The 18,061-nt window shown below is 65.9% G+C and carries 20 protein-coding genes; 15 read left to right on the top strand and 5 right to left on the bottom strand.

The window, feature by feature from the left end:
- Window positions 1–194: 194 nt before the first annotated feature.
- From CCN44_RS44015 to CCN44_RS44005, 3 genes are all read left to right on the top strand, one after another.
- Window positions 195–1,181, top strand: coding sequence for a hypothetical protein (locus tag CCN44_RS44015; RefSeq protein WP_143649752.1), 987 nt, complete (start codon window positions 195–197; stop codon window positions 1,179–1,181).
- 29 nt (window positions 1,182–1,210) lie between these two features.
- Complete coding sequence (locus CCN44_RS44010) at window positions 1,211–1,741, top strand: hypothetical protein (RefSeq protein ID WP_143649751.1); 531 nt, start codon at window positions 1,211–1,213, stop codon at window positions 1,739–1,741.
- Between the two features lie 591 nt (window positions 1,742–2,332).
- Window positions 2,333–2,797: a hypothetical protein gene (locus tag CCN44_RS44005; protein WP_143649748.1), complete on the top strand. Its 465-nt coding sequence runs from the start codon at window positions 2,333–2,335 to the stop codon at window positions 2,795–2,797.
- Window positions 2,798–3,642: 845 nt separating this feature from the next.
- Here CCN44_RS44005 and CCN44_RS44000 read toward each other — a convergent pair.
- From CCN44_RS44000 to CCN44_RS14380, 3 genes are all read right to left on the bottom strand, one after another.
- Window positions 3,643–4,302 (bottom strand): hypothetical protein, encoded by a 660-nt coding sequence (locus tag CCN44_RS44000; protein ID WP_143649746.1) that lies wholly within the window; start codon window positions 4,300–4,302, stop codon window positions 3,643–3,645.
- A 307-nt stretch (window positions 4,303–4,609) separates the two neighbouring features.
- Window positions 4,610–4,867, bottom strand: coding sequence for a hypothetical protein (locus CCN44_RS14385; RefSeq protein WP_086697861.1), 258 nt, complete (start codon window positions 4,865–4,867; stop codon window positions 4,610–4,612).
- Window positions 4,868–5,755: 888 nt separating this feature from the next.
- Window positions 5,756–6,496, bottom strand: a complete 741-nt coding sequence (locus CCN44_RS14380; protein ID WP_086697860.1) for a GntR family transcriptional regulator — start codon at window positions 6,494–6,496, stop codon at window positions 5,756–5,758.
- A gap of 200 nt (window positions 6,497–6,696) precedes the next feature.
- Here CCN44_RS14380 and CCN44_RS14375 point away from each other — a divergent pair, with 200 nt between their 5' ends.
- From CCN44_RS14375 to CCN44_RS14335, 9 genes are all read left to right on the top strand, one after another.
- Complete coding sequence (locus CCN44_RS14375) at window positions 6,697–7,044, top strand: SCO3933 family regulatory protein (protein ID WP_086697859.1); 348 nt, start codon at window positions 6,697–6,699, stop codon at window positions 7,042–7,044.
- A complete protein-coding gene (locus CCN44_RS14370; RefSeq protein WP_086697866.1) occupies window positions 7,044–8,366 on the top strand; it encodes an FtsK/SpoIIIE domain-containing protein in 1,323 nt (440 codons plus the stop codon). Before CCN44_RS14375 ends, CCN44_RS14370 begins: the two co-directional genes overlap by 1 nt.
- A gap of 12 nt (window positions 8,367–8,378) precedes the next feature.
- Entirely contained in the window at window positions 8,379–8,573 is a 195-nt protein-coding gene (locus CCN44_RS14365; protein WP_086697858.1) for a hypothetical protein, read from the top strand.
- 32 nt (window positions 8,574–8,605) lie between these two features.
- The gene (locus tag CCN44_RS14360) at window positions 8,606–8,896 is read left to right on the top strand and encodes a hypothetical protein (protein ID WP_086697857.1); all 291 of its coding nucleotides are present in this window, start codon (window positions 8,606–8,608) and stop codon (window positions 8,894–8,896) included.
- A gap of 104 nt (window positions 8,897–9,000) precedes the next feature.
- On the top strand, window positions 9,001–9,261 hold the full coding sequence (locus CCN44_RS14355; RefSeq protein WP_086697856.1) for a hypothetical protein: 261 nt from the start codon (window positions 9,001–9,003) through the stop codon (window positions 9,259–9,261).
- Complete coding sequence (locus CCN44_RS14350; protein ID WP_086697855.1) at window positions 9,258–10,628, top strand: replication initiator; 1,371 nt, start codon at window positions 9,258–9,260, stop codon at window positions 10,626–10,628. The genes CCN44_RS14355 and CCN44_RS14350 overlap by 4 nt, the downstream gene beginning before the upstream one ends.
- Window positions 10,618–10,830, top strand: coding sequence for a helix-turn-helix transcriptional regulator (locus tag CCN44_RS14345; protein WP_086697854.1), 213 nt, complete (start codon window positions 10,618–10,620; stop codon window positions 10,828–10,830). The genes CCN44_RS14350 and CCN44_RS14345 overlap by 11 nt, the downstream gene beginning before the upstream one ends.
- Window positions 10,827–12,215 (top strand): tyrosine-type recombinase/integrase, encoded by a 1,389-nt coding sequence (locus tag CCN44_RS14340; RefSeq protein ID WP_086697853.1) that lies wholly within the window; start codon window positions 10,827–10,829, stop codon window positions 12,213–12,215. Before CCN44_RS14345 ends, CCN44_RS14340 begins: the two co-directional genes overlap by 4 nt.
- A gap of 440 nt (window positions 12,216–12,655) precedes the next feature.
- Entirely contained in the window at window positions 12,656–13,585 is a 930-nt protein-coding gene (locus CCN44_RS14335; RefSeq protein ID WP_086697865.1) for a phosphotransferase enzyme family protein, read from the top strand.
- 18 nt (window positions 13,586–13,603) lie between these two features.
- On the opposite strand, the gene CCN44_RS14330 is transcribed toward CCN44_RS14335, so the two are convergent.
- Window positions 13,604–14,851, bottom strand: coding sequence for a hypothetical protein (locus CCN44_RS14330; protein ID WP_208639771.1), 1,248 nt, complete (start codon window positions 14,849–14,851; stop codon window positions 13,604–13,606).
- A gap of 391 nt (window positions 14,852–15,242) precedes the next feature.
- Between CCN44_RS14330 and CCN44_RS14325 the strand changes: the two genes are divergently transcribed.
- Genes CCN44_RS14325 through CCN44_RS14315 form a run of 3 tightly spaced genes read left to right on the top strand, consistent with a single transcriptional unit; the run spans window position 15,243 to window position 16,448 of the window.
- Window positions 15,243–15,794, top strand: a complete 552-nt coding sequence (locus CCN44_RS14325) for a bifunctional DNA primase/polymerase (protein ID WP_237482214.1) — start codon at window positions 15,243–15,245, stop codon at window positions 15,792–15,794.
- Entirely contained in the window at window positions 15,794–16,120 is a 327-nt protein-coding gene (locus CCN44_RS14320; RefSeq protein ID WP_086697852.1) for a hypothetical protein, read from the top strand. The genes CCN44_RS14325 and CCN44_RS14320 overlap by 1 nt, the downstream gene beginning before the upstream one ends.
- Before the next feature lie 4 nt (window positions 16,121–16,124).
- Complete coding sequence (locus CCN44_RS14315; RefSeq protein ID WP_237482213.1) at window positions 16,125–16,448, top strand: hypothetical protein; 324 nt, start codon at window positions 16,125–16,127, stop codon at window positions 16,446–16,448.
- 944 nt (window positions 16,449–17,392) lie between these two features.
- Here CCN44_RS14315 and CCN44_RS14310 read toward each other — a convergent pair.
- Window positions 17,393–17,701 (bottom strand): hypothetical protein, encoded by a 309-nt coding sequence (locus tag CCN44_RS14310; protein WP_086697851.1) that lies wholly within the window; start codon window positions 17,699–17,701, stop codon window positions 17,393–17,395.
- Window positions 17,702–18,061 lie beyond the last annotated feature (360 nt).

Genomic DNA, 18,061 nt, shown 5'->3' with positions numbered 1-18,061 from the left:
CCCTATGTGGGGCCCTGACCCGGGCTTCGCTCTGCCTTCGACGGCTTGACTGCCACTGCCGGTCGTCGCGCCCGCCCCCCCCGGTCAGGAGCGACAATCCGTGACGCGCCAGTCACCGAATCGAACGATCCGGTTGACGAGCCATCACCTGTAGTCGCCATACTGATCCTCTTGGCAGCATCTGACAGCTGCACATGACTAACGCGCGCTGGGGGGCCGAGTTGAGTGGACAGCGGAAGAAGACCGTCGCCTTCTACGAGGTCGTGAGGGCAAAGGACGCCAACAACCTCCGCTTCGACCATATCGACTGGGGGTTCGTGCTGGATAACCTCGCAGCGCTTTCTGTGCATGAGCGGCACATGATTCATGACGATGATGTATACGTCGGGGAGCCCATCGATTCCGCGTATGGCAAGCATTTAGTGCTAGCTCGCCTACGCGATGGCGACCTGCAGCAAATCGACTACGAAGCCCAAAAGATCGACGCACTACGGCTCGATGGGAACCGTAGCGTTGTCGACACGACGATTGTCTGCTTCCTGCCCTACGGCAATGTGATTGGCGTCATTCAGGGGAGCGCTTCCGCCCCTAGGCCAACAGCGCTACAGCGGTGGCTCAATGCCATGCGTTCAGGAATTGAAGAAGACTTAGCGATTATCCCCCTAATAGGCAAGAATGCCTGGGAGAAATTGAAGGCTGCCGAGTCGGTCAATCTCTTCGAGATGCGACTTCGCCCTGCCGCAACATCAATGTTTCCCACTTCCGTCGAGGGGCTAGGAGATTTCGCCCGACATGCTCACAAGCAGAACCCGGACGCTCTAATCACTCTGACTATCAAGATCCCGAAGGGGCGTGGACTCTCCAGAAGTGCTGCTAGAGCGCGCGGGGAACGTCGCCTACACGCGAGTGTGCAGGAGTTTCTCTCTGACTTCGGTAGCCTAGTCGGACCACATGGTGTGATCGATAGGGCCATCGCTGATGTGATGCTCTCAGCTTCCGATGGCAGCATCGTCGAAGATAAAATCAACTTCGTCAATGATCACATCACAGCATCCAAGCAAGTAACATTGCCGCGCGGAGGCGGTGCCGGACCGTGGTTCGAGGCAGCAGTGCAGGCCGTGATGCAAGCGGCGGCCGAGCATGATCGAGACTTGCGAGCTGCTGTCAGTGCCATGCCCTAGGCTCCATGTGAGCCTGAAGGGGGTGCGCCATGGGCGCAGTACGTACTGCACGGGGCTACGTTTACAACCAATGGAGTCACCACCCCATCGTCGACTTCGCCCTGACCGCTGTGTCAGTAGGCGCATTAGCTCTGGCGCAAGGTCACCACATCCTGGCTGACCATGAGGCCGACCAGCGCATGAGTATCTACGCAACGGTTGCCTCAGTAGCGGCGATCGTCGGCGGCTTCGGAACCGCCGCAATCAGCCAATACGCAACTAGCTCTGGCCGGCGAATGACAGTTCTGCGTCAGATGTTTGGAGTCCATCTCAGGCGCAACTGGGTCGGTCTTCTGACTTCTATGCTTCTTGTTTCATTCGGTTGTCTCGGCGTCATGATGTCAGACACAAAAAAGGAGATTGGCTTAGGCGGTTGGATTGCAGAATATTTAATAATCTTTGGCGCTGTAAGGTCACTTCGCCTCGTATGGCTGTTCAGGCTCTTAATTGATGTGTCGGACCATGACGCAGGGAACCCGGTTGGTGATTCCACGATTCGCGTCAATCGAGTCAACCGTTAGATCGAAAGGCTGTGATGCCCAGCCATGCATGTGCCACAAGATTGGCGGAGTCTCGATGGCCGGTGCTGCCGGCGGGGCGCCGCAGATCGGTGGAGGATACGCGTGTTTGGCGCAGGCCTTGAGGTCTAGCCTCATCCCCTATCAGGTCGATCACGCAGCGTCTGCGGGGTGGGGCCATCCGCTGCGTACCTCGATCCGCACTCCGCTGCCCTCCCTGGCTGACCGCCGACGTTCGCTGCTGTTTGTGTCAGGCGTTGGTGTCAGCTCCACCAGATCACCTTGATAAATGCGAGATCTCCGGGCTTGGGCATGGTGCTACCAGTGTCGCAGATCCACTTGGGTGACCTGCGGCTGTCGCTCGCTACGACTGTCGTCAGTCGGCGTCACCGGTCGCTACTGAGCGGCGTCGGGCGGCCCAGAGACGGCCCGGCAGAGCACCATCAGTGCACATAGGAAGCCGTAGTCGCTTCGGACGTATCAGTGACGCGCGCTGCCGCGACCGGCGCAAACACCTGGAGGCAGACATTGACCTAGCCTCGGACGGCCTAGCAGGGATCGCTATACCGCTTTGCGTAGTGTTCCTATGGACTTATGAACGCTGCTATCGGAGCCGTGATCGCTGTAGTTGTTGCAGGGATTGGAGACTACGTCAGGTACCGCTTCGCCAGGAAAAGGGGATCCGAGGACCGGCGTGTCGCGTCCTACATCGCCGCCCTAGATGCACTGAACGCCTATTCGCATGCCCTGACGGAAGCAGTCATCATGTGGTCGGAAAGGAAGGAGGTGGTAATCGATGCTGATGCCATCAAGGAGAGGATTCTTGCCACTGATAGACAGCTACAGGTTCAACAGTCTGCCATTCGCATCAATTGCCCACACGCGTATGAGGAGTTTCGCAGCGCTTATACTGCGGTTGACAAGCTGAGATCCCTCGTGGATGAGCCATCCCAGGAGCTCAAGAATAACGGTGTGCGATCAGCGGATTGGGTCCAAAAGCACGGTGAATTTGATAATGCCCGCGAAGCGTTCGTCACGAAGGCGATGCAGAACCCATAAAAGTAAGCTCGCATCGGCGATTCTCGCGCTCTCTGCCTATACGGCGGCTCTCTTAAAGGAGGCGCGGCGGCTAACGGTTTCGCTGGAGGCACAGATGGCGAATAGAAGTCCAAACCCGGAGGAGCCCAGCACGTCAGTCGACGCTCCGGCAAGCAAGGGTCGCCGATTTGTGCGCTGGACAGCCGCCATCCTCGTGGCAGCGATGTCACCGTGGGTTCAAATCCACCGCCTCCGCGCGATGAGCAGTAAGAACGGCCCCTGACCTGGGTTCTCGGTCGGGGGCCGTTCTTGTGTCCGGGTGCCGTGACTGCCCGGTGTTCCCCGTGGTTCCCTGCTCGATCGGGCACGGCTGGGGCACAGCCACCTTCTAATCCGTAGCTCTATGTGGATAGGTCGGGGACGGTCATACCGGTCGCGCTACGGCCTCACGAGGACTTTGACGGACGGGGCCGGTTGCTGTGGTTGCTGTACTTCGCTGCTGTACCGCAACTCACAGCCGACGTCCCGTTGTCAGTCCCCCCTGTTAGCTTGCCTGGCGGAGAGAGACCGGTCAGAGAACCTTCGAGGTCCGCGGTCAAGGGGGGTGGGCACAAAGGTCCCCGGGATCCACCTCGGGACTATGTTGCAGGCCGCAGACCCCACCCCCCTCACCACCCGGCCAACACGCTTTCCAAGTCTGTTGGTGGTCTGGCTGGCCTGATGCCGGGGCGTTCACCTGGGTCCATGTCCGTCCGGCCGTTCAACGACAGCCGACGGCCGAACTCTCTTGAACGTCGGCGTCCACCCCTGAATGAGACGGAAACTGAGACGGATAGCTAGGTCTCTGGCCTGCGGCCCGTGCCTGCCTAATCCAGGTCGAACATCATCTGCTGGTGCCCACGCTCTTCAAGCCAATCAATCATCTCTCGACAGCTGCGGACATAAGTACGGGCCGCCTCAGGAGTCACCGCGTAGCGTTGGCCATGGGTGACTTCGTTGCGCACTTGGCTTAGCTCGATGATCGATGCTCTGATGTCGGGGGGCAGGTCTAGTCGCTCGGCTAGGCGCCTGACCGGCAACCGAAATCGTGATGCCGGTAGATATTGATCTTCAAGTCGTCGCAGCTGGGCCTCTACTCCTAGGAAGGCTGCGACGACTGCGGCGTTTGAGTGCGTCTCTGCGAGGGTCAGGAGAGGGTCGTCGTCTGGAGCCACCCTGTAGTAAGCGCGGACGAACGAGCCCTGTGGCCGGCCGGTGGAATCTGCCCCAGGCGGCGCCGCGGGTTGTGCCCCGTGGTCGAGTACGGGCGGCAACTCAGTTTGGTCGGGACCCCCAAGGTGATTGTTCAGTACCGCCACCTCTGCATCTGCGCTGGCAGCGATGACCTCGTTGGAGAACTCAGCGTCAACACCTGGCGCGCTCAGCATCCGAACTCTGCGTATGAGGTCTCTGAGCTGGCTTCGGAAGCCGTAAACGATTACTACGGTCACAGCGGGCCAGATGATGACCTTGAGGTAGTCGAGCACTAAGCGAGCAATCTCCACACGCGCATGATGCCGCATGACATGCCCAGGGCGACCTGCACTTTGGGAACGTGTGCGGCGTAGCGGCTTCGGGCTGGAGTTTTGGGACCGAGGCAAGGCGACGGGCGCCGCCCCACGGTGAGGACGGCGCCCGTACGAGGTGAAAGCTTTGAGGTCTGGCCTCATCCTTATCAGGTCGATCACGGGTCGCCTGGAGGCTGGAAGGATCCCAGCCTTACGACGGTCTGACGACCGCTGGGTGCCGCTCTCGTCCGGTCGTGTTCGCCGCTATTGGTGTCAGCCGTTGGTGTCAGGCAACGCCGACGGGCTTGACACGCGGCCAGGGAAGCCGCGCTGCGATCGTCCGCACGACGATCAGAACGATCACTGCGACCACTAGCCACGTAGCCTGGCGAAGCAGAGCGGTCATCGCGTCGGCGTTGATCACGCACGCCACGACCACAGCCAGCGGGATCATGATTTTCTTGCGACCGTGAGTCCCGCGTGCGACAGTTTCAAGCAGGTGGCTGTCGAGCGCTGGCAGTCCACCAAAACCCGGGATGGGCATACGTCCTCCTTGGTTCTCAGGAGGGCGCGTCCGCCTTTGGTCGAGGATTCCGGACGCGCCCTTCGGCGTGAGTCCAACGGTATGGCACATCCCCGACACCAGGTGTCCCTCGGAGTAAAGCCCGGCGTTCCTGGCACGGGTGCCCCTCCGCAATCAACTCCCGGCTAACTAGGGCTACTTCCCGCTACCTCCCGCTACTTCTGGCTACGAGACAGCGATGGCTTGACCTGCGCATTTGCCCCGCTATATCACACTGAATGGACTGATGCGGCCAAACCCCACCCTAACGAATCCATAGATGCGTGACTTATGTACCCTTTTGCCGGACCTGTCTGCCGGATTCTCTGTGGCGGACATCACTCAATTTCCCGCTCACGGTCACGCTGGCGATCGGTGGAAGCCAGGGTGACCGTGTCGCCCTCGATCTCGATGCGCACCCCCTTAACCCACCACTTCCCCCAACTCCCATCCCGTCCGCCGTCGACCCACACACCGTGGAGCAGGCGTGGTTCATGGCGTCCAGGTGGAGCGCGCCACTGTACGAACGACCTGGACGCCATGGGCCGCGTCTGCTCGGCTCTGCCTGGGTCGGCGGTGGACGGGATGGGAGCCCCCGCGCACGCCACAACGGACCCGCGGGCGGAAACGGCGCCCCCTCCATCCCGGTGCTGGCCGATCCCCCGCCGGAGGCATCGTTCTGACCGTGGCCGCTCCTGGCGGCACTCGCCTTGTGGTCTTCGGCTCGCTGCTATGCGCGCGGCACGGACACCGGCCGGGCTGGAGCGGGACGGAGGCAGGAGCGCAGGCCCGGCCGGGGGCCGGGCCGCGCACGTCGCGCTTGCGCGGCGACTTGATGACGTAGAGAAAGTCTGAGCCAACCCGCCCGAGCTACAGCCGGAACGACAGCTCCAACTCGTCGCCTGGGAGGTGGAACTCCTCCAGGGCGAGGGGCTTGTCTGACTCGGTGAGGGTCACGCGGATGATGTGGAGCAGCGGGACTCCGTCGGCCAGCCGTAGTGCCTGAGCCTGGTCGGGCAGGGGCATGCGGGTGCGGACGTACTCCGTGAAGTGGAGTTCGTGACCCAGGTCGGCGAGGGCGGTGTAGAGCTCCGGTGCCGGCGGTGGGGCCTCTTCCTCGTACTTGGTGTCGATAAGTACCGAGAACGGGATGTAGGTCCGGTGGAGTTGGCGCAGGCGGCCGTGGTCTGCGGTCTGTAGGGCGTCGTACGTGAACATCGGCTCGCCTGGCGGGATGCGGAGCAGGTCCGCGAGGGCAAGCGGGGCGTCGGTGCGGGTGGCTACCGGCGGCTCGGCGTCAGTCCAGGTGATGCCGTCTGCCTCGACGTAGCGGCCCTCCGCGGTCCGGCGTACGCCGCGCGGGCGCGTGTGGCTGGGGCGGCTGTGCGGAGAGCGGGCGAAGGTCCCGCGGCCCATGATGGCTTCGACGAGGCCGGACGCCCTCAGTTCGCTGAGGCCCTGGCGGACCGTGGGACGCGTCACGCCGAACTGCTTGGCCAATGCCTCCTCTGACGGGAGTGGTTGGCCGGCCGGGAACGTGCCATCCAAGATGCCATCGCGCAGGTAGTCGGCGATCTGCCGGTACTTCGGCTGCGTGCCCTTCGGCGGCATGCGGGCCCTCCATGGCCGTGGTCTCTGCGGCTGTTCGTCCTCGTAGACGACGTGCCCACGTTCGTGGACAGCTTCTCGTATCGCGAGTCGGTTGACAACCCGTACTACGGGTGGTCACTCTTGTTGGCGGCACCCGTAGTACGGGTTGTCTAGCAATCCGAAGGAGAGCCCTTCGGGACAGAGATGAGGAGATCCGAACAGTGGCAAGCCTTCCGATCGACACCGCGAAGTTCACGGGGATCATCTGCGCCGTGCCCCCGGCTCCGCGGGTCGCCAACCGCGAGACCGGTCAGCTCCGCGTGGACCGGGAGACCGGCAAGACCGTGTACCAGGTCGGTCTCTGCCTGATGGCTGGTGCGTCGGCCGACGTCGTGACCGTGAGCGTGGCCGGTGAGCCGGCCGGGGTGCAGCTCGGCATGCCGGTGGCCGTGCGGGACCTGGTCGCCACGCCGTGGGAGAACGAGGGGCGGCACGGGATCGCGTTCCGTGCGGCGGAGATCCGGCCCCTGAGTGCTCCGGCTTCCGCGGGCAAGGGGGCCGGGCAGTGATGACTCTGGCCTCCTCCACCACTGCGGCCGGTGTGAGCGGGCCGAGTTGGGCTTTGGTGGTGGCCGCAGTGCTGGTGTCGGGCCTGCTTCTTGTGGGCCCGGCCCTGCGCCGCCGCTACCCCGTGGCCTGGTGGCTGTTACTCGGCTTCCCGGCCGTGGCCTTTCGGGTCGTGCGCACCTGGCGACCCCTGATGGCCGGGTGCGGGCTCGCCGTGAGCCGTCGGCCGGCGCTGACGGTCGTGTCCGGGCTCGTCGGCAAGGGGGCACCTCCGCCGCAGCCGCGTGTACCGCGTTGCGGCCTCATACGGCCGACCTCCAGCGGCTTCGTCCTCCTGGTGCGTCTGTTACCGGGACAGGTGCCCGAGGGCTTCGTCAAGGCCGCGCCCGCCATGGCGGAGAGCTGGCAGATGCACGCGGTGCGTGTGACCTCCTGGAAGCCGGGAGTCGTACGAATCGTCGCCTCGGCGGCTGATCCGTTGGCCGCGCCTCGCGTGCCGAAGCAGCGGGGTCCCGGTCATCTGCTCCGCGTGACGGTGGGCGTGCTGGAGACCGGAGCCGCGTGGGTGCTCGACCTGCGGCGCGTGCCGCACTGGCTCATCGTGGGGGCCACCCGGTCAGGCAAGTCCACGCTCATCAACGCACTCGTTGCGGGCCTCGCTCCGCAACCCGTCGCCCTGGTCGGCATCGACTGCAAGGGCGGCATGGAACTGTCGCTCTACGAACCGCGGCTGTCCGCCCTCGCGACCAACCGGGAGCAAGCTGTCCGGCTGCTGGCGGCCCTCGTCGATCTGACCCTCGACCGCATGACCATCTGCCGGGCGGCTCGGGTCCGGAACATCTGGGGTCTGCCGGACAAGGAACGCCCGGTCCCCGTCGTGGTGATCGTCGACGAGATCGCGGAACTGTTCCTCGTCGCGAACCGGAATGAGAAGGACGAAGCGCAGGCTGCCGGAACTGCGCTGATCCGGCTGGCCCAACTGGGAGCGGCTCTCGGGGTCTTTCTCGTCGTCGCCGGCCAACGCGTCGGCTCCGACCTGGGGCCTGGTGTCACCGCGCTGCGGGCACAGCTCGGCGGCCGGGTGTGCCATCGGGTTGCCGATCCCGGCACGGCGGAAATGGCGCTCGGAGATCTGAACCCCGATGCGCTGAAGGCGGCGCAGGCCATCACCCCGGAACAGGCCGGTACGGCCGTCCTCGCCTCCGGTGACGGCTGGGAACGAGCCCGGTCCCATCTGATCACGGAGTCGGAGGCGGAAGCCGTCGCCGCCGAGTACGCGCACCTGACTCCGGTCCTGTCCGAACTGCACGTCGAAGCGCCGTGAAAGGGGACTGCCGTGCTGGTGTCCATGTCCGCCGTGCTGCTGCTCGGGCTGCTGATCTGGTTCCTCCTGCGCATCCGCTACCTGAGGTGGGCCGACGCGCTGATCTGCGGAGCCTTCGGCTTCCTGCTCTCCCGGACCGTGGCCGCGCCGCTCGTTCAGGCCTTGCTCGACGGCGTGAACGGCTTCCTGGGCCAGCTCCGCTTCTGAACACACCCGCTCCCCAGAGAAGGGAACTGCCTGTGTCCACCTACGTCATCCGCTCCGTTGACCGCACCGCCTTCCTGGCCGGTCTGCGAGAGCTGGTCGATTTCTTGACCGCCAACTCGGCCGTCGTCGTACCGCGTCACGCGTCCGTCATCGTCCTGGTCGACGCCGCCGACCCTGCTGGCCGCCGAGCCGGGGTGGAGTCCGTCGCGGCTCCGCTCGGCGTGCCGACGGAGGACATCGGCCTGGGCTACTTCGACGCACGCCGCGACTTCGGCCCGGTCTCGTTCGGCGCCGTCGGCGTGCCGCCCGAGGACCGACAGTGACCGCCCGTACGACGGGTTCCCGACGGGGCGCGAAGTCGCCAAACCCGACCCCGCCAGGAACCCACTCCATCCGCCACATGAGCAGTGAAAGGAGCACTCACACTTTGTCCACCGCGCATCATTCGCGCAAATCCCCGCCGCTCGACTGCGAACTCAACCAGCGTGACGCGCAGGTCTCGGCCTGCGACGGGCGGGAAGAGATCGTCCTCGTCGGCCTCGACGGAGCCGAGCAGCGCCTGTGTCCCGCGCACGCTGCCGCGCTCTGGCTCACGGACCCGACGCTCCGCTTCAGCGCCAAGACCCGGCCGGAGGGAATCTCGGCCGTGATGAGGCAGGCGTTCGGGCACGGCGGTGGTCGCCGATGACCACCGCGACCGCAGCGGGCGCTGCCGCGCTGGTCGCCAGGGCGGCGGAGCCGGACTTCGCCGCCTGGCGCCGGAACATCGTCCGCCTCGGCGGCTGCACCAATCCCATTCACCTGGTCGGTGCGGCAACCATGTACGACAAGACGACCGGTGCGGCCCTGCTCACCTACAGTTCGGACGTCTACGGCGGTCGGCTGCTCACCTCGTGCGGCAACCGGCGGGCGACGGTCTGCCCGGCCTGCTCGGGCGTGTACCGGGCGGACACGTACCAACTCGTCCGAGCCGGCCTCGTCGGGGGCAAGAGCGTCCCGGAGACTGTGAGCGGGCATCCGCGCGTGTTCGCCACGCTCACCGCTCCCAGCTTCGGCCCGGTCCACACGCGCCGTGAGCGGGATGGGCGCGTGCGGGCCTGCCGGCCTCGCCGAGCGGGGGAGCGCTGCCCGCACGGGACTCCGACCGGATGCCGGGAGCGGCACCCGGCGGATGATCCCCGCCTCGGTGAACCGCTCTGCCCGCGCTGCTACGACTACGCGGGGGCCGTGCTCTGGCACGCGTTCGCCGGTCGGCTCTGGCACCGGTTCGGGCTGGAGCTGCGGCGGGAGGTCGCCCGGCGGGCCGGGCTGACACGTACGGAGTTCGGGGAGGTCGCCCGACTCTCGTACGCGAAGGTCGCCGAGTACCAGCGGCGGGGCCTGGTCCACTTCCACGCCGTAATCCGGCTCGACGGCCCGGACGGGCCCGGCTCGGCTCCGCCCCTCTGGGCGAGCGTGCCGCTCCTGATGGATGCGGTGCAGGCCGTGGTCGGTCGGGTGCGGCTGACCGCTCCGGGCGCGGATGTGATCGGTCCGCGGGTGCTGCGCTTCGGCACACAGATCGACGTACGGCCGATCACCTCGTACCGGCGGGGTGCGGGGGAGCGGCCTGCCTCTGCGGGTGCCGTGGCGGGTTACATCGCCAAGTACGCCACCAAGGGGGCGGAGTCTGCCGGCGCGGTGGACGGTCGCATTCATCATGCGGGGGACATGGTCATGCTGCCGGTGCGCGCGCATGTGCTGCGGATGATCGGTACGTGCTGGTGGCTCGGCGGGTTGCCGGAGTTCGAGCCGCTCGGGCTGCGTCGCTGGGCGCACATGCTCGGGTACGGCGGACACTTCTCCACCAAGTCGCGTCGGTACTCGACCACGCTGACCGCGCTCCGGCAGGCCCGTGCCGACCATCGCGCGGAGCAGCAGCGGGCCTCTCTTGGCCTGGCCGGCCACCCGACGGTCATGGTCGGCGAGTGGCGTTACGCGGGGCGCGGCTACTCGCCGGAAGCGGCTCTCCTGGCTGCCTCGGTGCGGGAGGGCGGTGGTCTCCATGGCGCGTGACAACCGTGCGAAGTCGGCCGAACTGCTCACGGTCCGGCAGGTGCTCGACGAGCTGGGCGGCATCTCCCGGCGGACCTTCTACCGCTGGCGGGAACTGCGCCTCGCTCCGGCCTGCATCCGGCTGCCGAACGGGGAACTGCGGGTCCGTCGGGACGTGCTCAACGAGTGGTTGGAGGATCGTGCGGAGGGGGCGGCGTCGTGAAGTCCTACAAGGCTTCCGTCTGGAAGCTGTCGGTCAACAAGACCACCAAGAAGCCGACCTACCTCGTGCGCTGGACAGTCGACGGGGAGCCGTTCAGCGAGTCGTACAAGACCAAGACGCTGGCCGACCGCTTCCGGGCCAAGCTGGTGCGGGCGCTCGACAAGGGCGAGCCGTTCGACACCGTGACCGGTCTGCCCGACTCGCTGCGCGGTGGCAAGGCGGCGCTGTCCTTTGTGGACCTGGCGGTGAAGTACGTCGATGCGCGGTGGGCGGAGGCATCGGCCAAACAACGGGACAGCATGACCGATGCGCTGGCGACGGTCGTTCCCGTCCTGGTGAAGCCGGGGCGGGGGCGGCCCGCTCCCGAGGTGCTGCGGCGGGCGCTGCGGTCCTACGTTCTGCCCGTACCTCGCAGGGAGCGCGAGCGTCCGGAGGAGATCGCCATGGCGGTGAAGTGGATCGAGAAGGCGTCGCTGCCGGTGGCGGAACTGCAAGAGATCACCCGGGCGCATGACCTGATCGACGCGCTGGGTCGGCGGCTGGATGGCAAGCCTGCGGCGACGCAGACGTACCGGCGGCGGCGTGCCGTGGTCTTCAATGCGCTTGAGTACGCCGTGGAACTGGAGTACCTGCCGTCCAACCCGTTGAGTCGGGTCCGTCGTAAGCGGGGCAAGCGGGCGCTACAGGAGGTTGACCGCCGGGTGGTGGTCAACCCTCGGCAGGCGCGGGAACTGCTGACCGCGCTCACGTATGTGGGCGGCTATGACCGGGCGAGCGGCCGGCGGCTCCGGGCGTTCTTCGGGTGTCTGTACTACGCGGCCATGCGACCGGGGGAGGCCCTCGGTCTTCGTCGGTCAGACTGCACGCTTCCGACGTCGGGCTGGGGCCGTATCGAGCTGGCGGAGACCCGCCCCACGGCCGGGAAGGCGTGGACGGACTCCGGGGAAGCGCACGACCGGCGCGGCCTGAAGCAGCGGGCCCACGGTGAGGTACGGATGGTGCCGATTCCGCCTCCGCTGGTGCGGCTGCTCCGCGAGCACCTAGAGGAGTTCGGCACGGCGGAGGATGGGCGGCTCTTCTCCAGCGAGCGGGGCAACGTGATCGCTGCCTCGTCGTACTCCCGGGCGTGGAAGCTGGCTCGGGAACTCGCGCTCCTGCCCGATCAGGTGGCCTCAGTCCTGGCCTTCCGCCCGTACGACCTCCGGCACGCCGGCGTCTCCCAGTGGCTGAACTCCGGAGTGCCAGCGCCGGAGGTCGCCGCTCGCGCGGGCCACTCGGTCGACGTCCTGCTGAAGATCTACGCCAAGTGCATCGACGGCCAAGAGGAGGAGATGAACGACCGGATCATGCAAGGGCTGAGGGAAGGGGTTGACCCTGCGGACTGACAGCCGAACATGACCGATTGACGGGAGCCCCGGGCTGTGAGAGGTCCGGGGCTTCGGCCTGTCCACGGGTGTTCCACACGGCTACCCTCACGGCCCTGCGAAATATCCTCTGACCTGCTGCTCAGGACCTCAAGATCAACACGCTATTACAACGTGATCACCGGCAAACGGCTGCTTCCGGCGGCATCCGCCTGCACATACGCGAAGACCCCGCACTCAGCTAAGTCGCTGATGGCGGGGTCTTTGACACACTTACACAGTGTGCCCCCGGCAGGATTCGAACCTGCGCACACGGCTCCGGAGCCCAGGTGAGAGCGAGGGACCGCGTGGGCTCTGACCTGCTCCGGAGGTGGCGACGGAGCACGCGCTGACCAAGATCATTACGCCCCTATTACGTGGGCGGCCTGTTGGGCGGTCTGTCCGGCCCGTATGGTCGAAGCATGATCTCGGGCAGCAGCGGGAGACCGGACGGCGGCGGCGCGGAGTTCACGGCGGAGGGCCTGGAGCCCGTCCTCCGGGAGGCGTGCGCGAGGGCGGGACTCGACTCCAGTGGTGCCGAACTGCTGCGCCTGGGGTCGAACGCCGTCTATCGCCTGACGTCCTTACCCGTGATCGTGCGCATCGCCCGTGATTTGTCGACGCTCGCCGAAATGGAACGTGCTGTAAGTGTCGCCCGGTGGCTCGCGTCGCAGGACTTCCCGTCCATGCGCGTGCTGGCATCGGTCACGCAGCCGCTCGTCGTCGGCGGCCTGGTGGCCACCTTCTGGGAGAGCGTCCAGGACCGCGAGGAGTACGCGACGGTCGGCGAGCTGGCCGATCTCCTGCGGCGCCTGCACTGGCTTGAGGAACCCGAATCCCTGGGGCTGCCGTACTTCGATCCGCTGGCCAAGCTGGCCGCGTCCCTCGCCGGCCTGGACGGCGTATCCGCGGAGGACCGGACCTTCCTGGAAGAACGAGCGGCAACCATCGCCAAGGATTACGACCGCCTGGACTTCGTCCTCCCCTTCGGCATGATCCACGGTGACGCCAGTATCGGGAACATCCTCCGCCACAGGGATGGGCACGCGGTGCTCATCGACCTGGACGGCTTCGCCCTCGCCCCGCGTGAGTGGGACCTGATTCAGACGGCGATCTTCTACGACCGGTACGGCTGGCACACGAAGGCGGAGTACGCCGAGTTCGTGCACCGGTACGGCTTCGACGTGATGAACTGGCCGGGCTACGAAACGCTCGCCGACCTGCGTGAGCTGATGATGGTCTCCTGGCTTGGCCATCAGGTCACCACGAGTGAGCGCTCTGCTGTTGAGTTCGCCCGGCGGGTGCGGTCCCTCCGCACAGGGGAAGGCCGAGACGAGTGGGGTCCGTTCTGAGCGCGCGGCGACATGCGGTCAGGCACGGACAAGATCCTCAGAGGCTACCCACAATCTGTGCTCTCTGACCTGTTCGGTGAATGCCTTCACGTCCGTACTGCTGCCGGCCACTGCGAGGCCCTGCCGGAACTCGGCCAGGTAACTCACACACCGCGCTGACTTGAGTTGCTCGCCCAGGTCGAGGGCGTCGAGCGCTACCCGACAAGCCTCCTCGATGTCACCGGCGCGGAGGTGGGCGTCGGCGAGGACCATGGTCGCGAAGAAGTCGCTGCGCACATGGGTGCCGCTCATGGCGTTTTCGGCGTAGGCAACTGCCTGGCGAGCGCTGTTGACGTCGCGGAAGCAGTGAGCGGCCTCGGCGGCAAGTTCAGCTTCGTCGAAGTAGGTGATCCACTCCGGCTCGTCGTCGCGGTTTCGGCTTTCCAGCGCTTTCGTGGCTGCGCTCAAGGAGGCCTGGCATCCGGCGACATCTCCGGTACGGGCAAGGGCGCGGGCCTCCATCGCGTGGAACTGAGCACGCAATGTCGGGGTGGCCACTGGCGAGATGCCCATGAGTGCTGCGCGCGCGAGAGTGGCGGCCTGGGTGTACCGGCCGAGGAAAGTCGCCTGGTGGCTCATCGCCGACAGGATGCTGCCCGCAAGCCGCCGGTCGTTGGCGTCCTGAGCAAGGCGGAGAGCCTGAAGGAAATACCGCTGGGCAAGTCCGTGATGGCAGGCGTCGTAAGACATCCATCCGGCAAGAAGCGTGGCTTCCGCCACGGTGGAGAACAGCGCTCGACCCACCTGCTCGGTGAACCGGCCTCGCAGAAGGGGGGCCACGTCGTTGTTCAGGTACTGGACGACCGAGTGCCGCGCGTGCTCACCGCCGAACTGGTCGTCGAGCCGGGCGAACATGTCGGCGGTGGTCTTCACGGCTGCCACATCGCCGAGACCGACTCGGATCCCCTCGGATCGTGGACGGGGGACACCCGGCTCGGGCGCGACCAGCCACCGAAGAGAGGCCTCGCTCCAGGCGGGCTCCGACGGCTCCGCCGTGAGCAATGGGTCGTACTGGTTGAGGTCCGCACGCCACAACTGGCTGACCGTCTGAATCGCGTCATCCGGGCTGGCGGGGTACACGGCGTCGAGTATCGGAGCGTCCTTCGGCTCTCCGTAACTCAGTCCGAGTTCTGCCGCACTCGCAGCGAACGCATCGCAGAGCAGCGGACCATAGAAGTTGTCGGGGGTGCTGTGTCCGTTCTCCCAACTTGCGATACGGCGCTTCACACTGGCGTCCGACGGGAGCTGATGCCCGCGCTGAGCGGCTACCTGGCGCAACTCCCTGACGAGCCTTGGCTGGCTCCAGCCCCGGCCGGCTCGGGCCTCACGTAAGCGGACACTGGTCGGCTTCATCGCGTGGCGCCCCTTCACTCCCGTGCGCATGCGCCGGTGTGGCAACTCCCCTTTGCTGACCGAATGTACGCGCTGGTCATCGCTTCTTGCAGGCAGTAACCGGAGATCGTCCGTCTGGACGCCGGTGACGGGGGATGACGTGACGTGCGTCGACGCGTCATCCCCCGTCACCTCTCGTCATCTGCCCTGGTCAGGTACTGAGCCGTGAATCTGGTCCCACGGCGGCATGAGGGCCGCACGGTAGTCCGACCGAGGGTGAGATGACGTGCACAGGATGACCAGGCGGGGCATGGAATGGCTGTCCGCAGCGGCGGACAACCCGGTCGAGTGCCAGCAGATCTGGGCGGATGACCCACGGATGCCCGTCCTGCTCCCGACCGGGCGCTTCTTCGACGTCTTGAGCGTGGACCAGCGCCTCGGGTTGGAGATGTACGACCGGCTCACGCGCAGTGCGATGCCGTTCGGGCCGACGGTTGTCGACCGCAAGGCGCAGCGAGTCGGGTTCTTCCTCAACTCCCGGAGCCGCAAGTCCTTCACGCACTACCTCGAACGCGAAACCTCGACTCCTCCGACGTACCGGTACCTCGACGAGGGTTCCGCCGTAGTCGTCCCCGGCCCCATCCCGCTCTCTGATGACCGCTACCAGTGGCTCCGCCCGCCTACGCGTCGGCCGGAAGCCAACCCGCTACGCCCGGTCGCCCTCGCGACAGCGCTGGTGGTCTCCGCGGAGTTGCTGGCAAGGATCGACCGCTTCGAAGAGCAGTACCCGACTCCGTACGCGGCGGTCGCTGCGCTCCCCGAGGAGAGCGATCACTGATGCCGCACGAACCGACCGATGGACGCGACGCGGCGGCGTGGTCACCACTGGAGAGCGAGGGATGGTACGCGGCACGCAACGCGACGACCGCATTGCGGGACGCCCTGGTGCGGGCCGGTCTGGAGAAGGACTTCCCGTACCTGCGCGCGGACCTGAACGCCTTCGGACACGGCCTCGTCGAGCTGGGCCGGGTGTCCCCTGACACCGCCGAGCGGCTGGCGGAACTCCTCCGCTTGGCACTGGCCGGCGGATTCCGCCGCGACCGTGACGGCGACGAGCAAGAGCATGCACCGGCCACAAGCGAAGAGCACAAGGGAAGGATCTAAGACCATGACCGACCGGCGAGGAGTGGTGGCCAAGCGAGCGGAGGACTTGATCCCCGGAGTGCCCTACGTCCGCGGCTGGGCGCGCGCACGACGAAGCGCCGGCACCTTGGCCGATCAGCTCGTGCTGCTCGGGCTGGACTCCGACTTCCCCGGTCTGATGGCTGACGTGAACGTGTCCGGTGACGGGTTGGTGCAGCTCGGGACCGTTCGTCCCGAGGCGGCCGAACTGCTTGCCGCGATGATCACGGCGGGACTGCATGCAGAGCGAGACGGCCGTGAGAGTGAGAAGGGTGCCTTACCACGCCGACGGGAAACGCCAGCGGTCTGAACGGCCCGGACGCCGACTGGCCACGGCCCGGGCGTGCTCCTGTGATCAGTTGGCGCGGCCCCGTACGACATCGTTCCTCACGCTGTCGTACGGGGCTACTTGCTGCCCTGGCGCACTTGGCCGGCCTGCCGCTCGGCCGGGACCGGCGCCCCAGCGCCGCAGCCCGGACGAAGTGGCAGGCCGACGTGGGACATCAACCTCAGAAGCTGAGGGCTCTAGGACGATAGCCCACTGACCTGGGGTGAAAGGTGCTCCACCTTCAGCGGCTCCGTAGCCTAGTTCCGGTTATTCCCTGTGAGTCCCCGGTCGTTCTGGCACGCGAATGGCACGACTCTCGGCCCTTCGTGTCCAAGCCCCTTGGGGGAGCGACTGGGGCTTGGCGGACCTCGTCCCTCTGTAACTGCCTAGCCTGCCGAGTCAACGGGCGGTGTATTCTCGGCTGGTGGAAGCTCCCGGCTGTTCTCCAGGGCCTGGCCGAAGCTCTTGCAGAACTCCGTGAAGCTCTTTTGAGCGCCTGGGACTGGCGCGAACGATGCGAACGATCCCACATGCTCGCTGCTCACGGCTACATCCAGGGTGCCTTGCTCGCCGATGCGTGCACTCGGACACTCTTTGAGGTCTTGGGCGAACATGGGGTGGGTCCGCCTCCCCTCTCCCAGCCACGCACCCCAGTAGATCGTTCGGTCCGTAAGGAAGAGGACGCCATCCTGAGGGCCGTCCCACAGGTTTCTTGCGGGCGTACGGGCAATCTTCCGTTCTCCAGGTTCAAGCATGGGATCAAGGCTCTGCCAGTACTCCGTCTGTGCTTTGTCGTAACGCTGCTGTGCCCACCGTCTCAACATGGTCAGCGCCCCTCCTCAGTGGCACCCAGTATGGAGCGCCTTGCGGCGTCCAGCCCCGTGTGCGAGTCGCATTGCGTCCGCAGTCACGCAATCTTCCGGTCGCTAGGCGGGATCACCGCTGTGTCCGTAGGCCATGGCCGCGCGGCAGGTGTCGAGATGCTCAGAGCAACCGAAGTACTCCTTGGGGCGCTTGAACAATCCCACGCTCTTGGTCACCCGGTAGTCAGGTAGTTCAGTGCAGCCCTTCACGTCGCAGGATGGCGCGTGCTCAGCGTCCGGGATGCGGTACCAGTCCATAGAGGTCACGTCGGCCGCCCTGATGCCGGCCGCAGTGAGGTCGGCGCCTGTGCCGTAGAGGATCCGTTGGGTCCGGATCCACCGGCCATTGATGAGCTCGCGGTGCTGCCCCATGTAGGGACCTTACTGAAGGTGGTTGCCCTCGGTGGACCTTTTCGACGAGGAGCACCCCAATCCATCCCGGAGGAAGAAGCCCCAATCTTGCCGTACCGTCATAATTTGCCCAAAAACATGCCCTATGTGGGGCCCTGACCCGGGCTTCGCTCTGCCTTCGACGGCTTGACTGCCACTGCCGGTCGTCGCTGGTCGGCCTTGTACGGCCTCGGACTGGGCAGTGGCCTCCACCTACCCGCCTCCTGGTCGGCCCGCCCGCCCCCCCCGGTCAGGAGCGACAATCCGTGACGCGCCAGTCACCGAATCGAACGATCCGGTTGACGAGCCATCACCTGTAGTCGCCATACTGATCCTCTTGGC

Source organism: Streptomyces tricolor, assembly GCF_002155905.1.
GTDB classification, from domain to species: Bacteria; Actinomycetota; Actinomycetes; order Streptomycetales; family Streptomycetaceae; genus Streptomyces; species Streptomyces tricolor.
This window is presented reverse-complemented; position numbering and strand designations above follow the sequence as displayed.

Excerpts from the sequence above, each read along its gene's own strand:
- CCN44_RS14320 (WP_086697852.1), top strand. The coding sequence starts at position 15,794 with ATGCCGCACGAACCGACCGATGGACGCGACGCGGCGGCGTGGTCACCA.
- CCN44_RS14385 (WP_086697861.1), bottom strand. The coding sequence starts at position 4,867 with ATGCCCATCCCGGGTTTTGGTGGACTGCCAGCGCTCGACAGCCACCTG.
- CCN44_RS44010 (WP_143649751.1), top strand. The coding sequence starts at position 1,211 with ATGGGCGCAGTACGTACTGCACGGGGCTACGTTTACAACCAATGGAGT.
- CCN44_RS14310 (WP_086697851.1), bottom strand. The coding sequence starts at position 17,701 with ATGGGGCAGCACCGCGAGCTCATCAATGGCCGGTGGATCCGGACCCAA.
- CCN44_RS14315 (WP_237482213.1), top strand. The coding sequence starts at position 16,125 with ATGACCGACCGGCGAGGAGTGGTGGCCAAGCGAGCGGAGGACTTGATC.
- CCN44_RS14350 (WP_086697855.1), top strand. The coding sequence starts at position 9,258 with ATGACCACCGCGACCGCAGCGGGCGCTGCCGCGCTGGTCGCCAGGGCG.
- CCN44_RS44015 (WP_143649752.1), top strand. The coding sequence starts at position 195 with ATGACTAACGCGCGCTGGGGGGCCGAGTTGAGTGGACAGCGGAAGAAG.
- CCN44_RS14335 (WP_086697865.1), top strand. The coding sequence starts at position 12,656 with ATGATCTCGGGCAGCAGCGGGAGACCGGACGGCGGCGGCGCGGAGTTC.
- CCN44_RS14380 (WP_086697860.1), bottom strand. The coding sequence starts at position 6,496 with ATGCCGCCGAAGGGCACGCAGCCGAAGTACCGGCAGATCGCCGACTAC.
- CCN44_RS14370 (WP_086697866.1), top strand. The coding sequence starts at position 7,044 with ATGACTCTGGCCTCCTCCACCACTGCGGCCGGTGTGAGCGGGCCGAGT.
- CCN44_RS14345 (WP_086697854.1), top strand. The coding sequence starts at position 10,618 with ATGGCGCGTGACAACCGTGCGAAGTCGGCCGAACTGCTCACGGTCCGG.
- CCN44_RS44005 (WP_143649748.1), top strand. The coding sequence starts at position 2,333 with ATGAACGCTGCTATCGGAGCCGTGATCGCTGTAGTTGTTGCAGGGATT.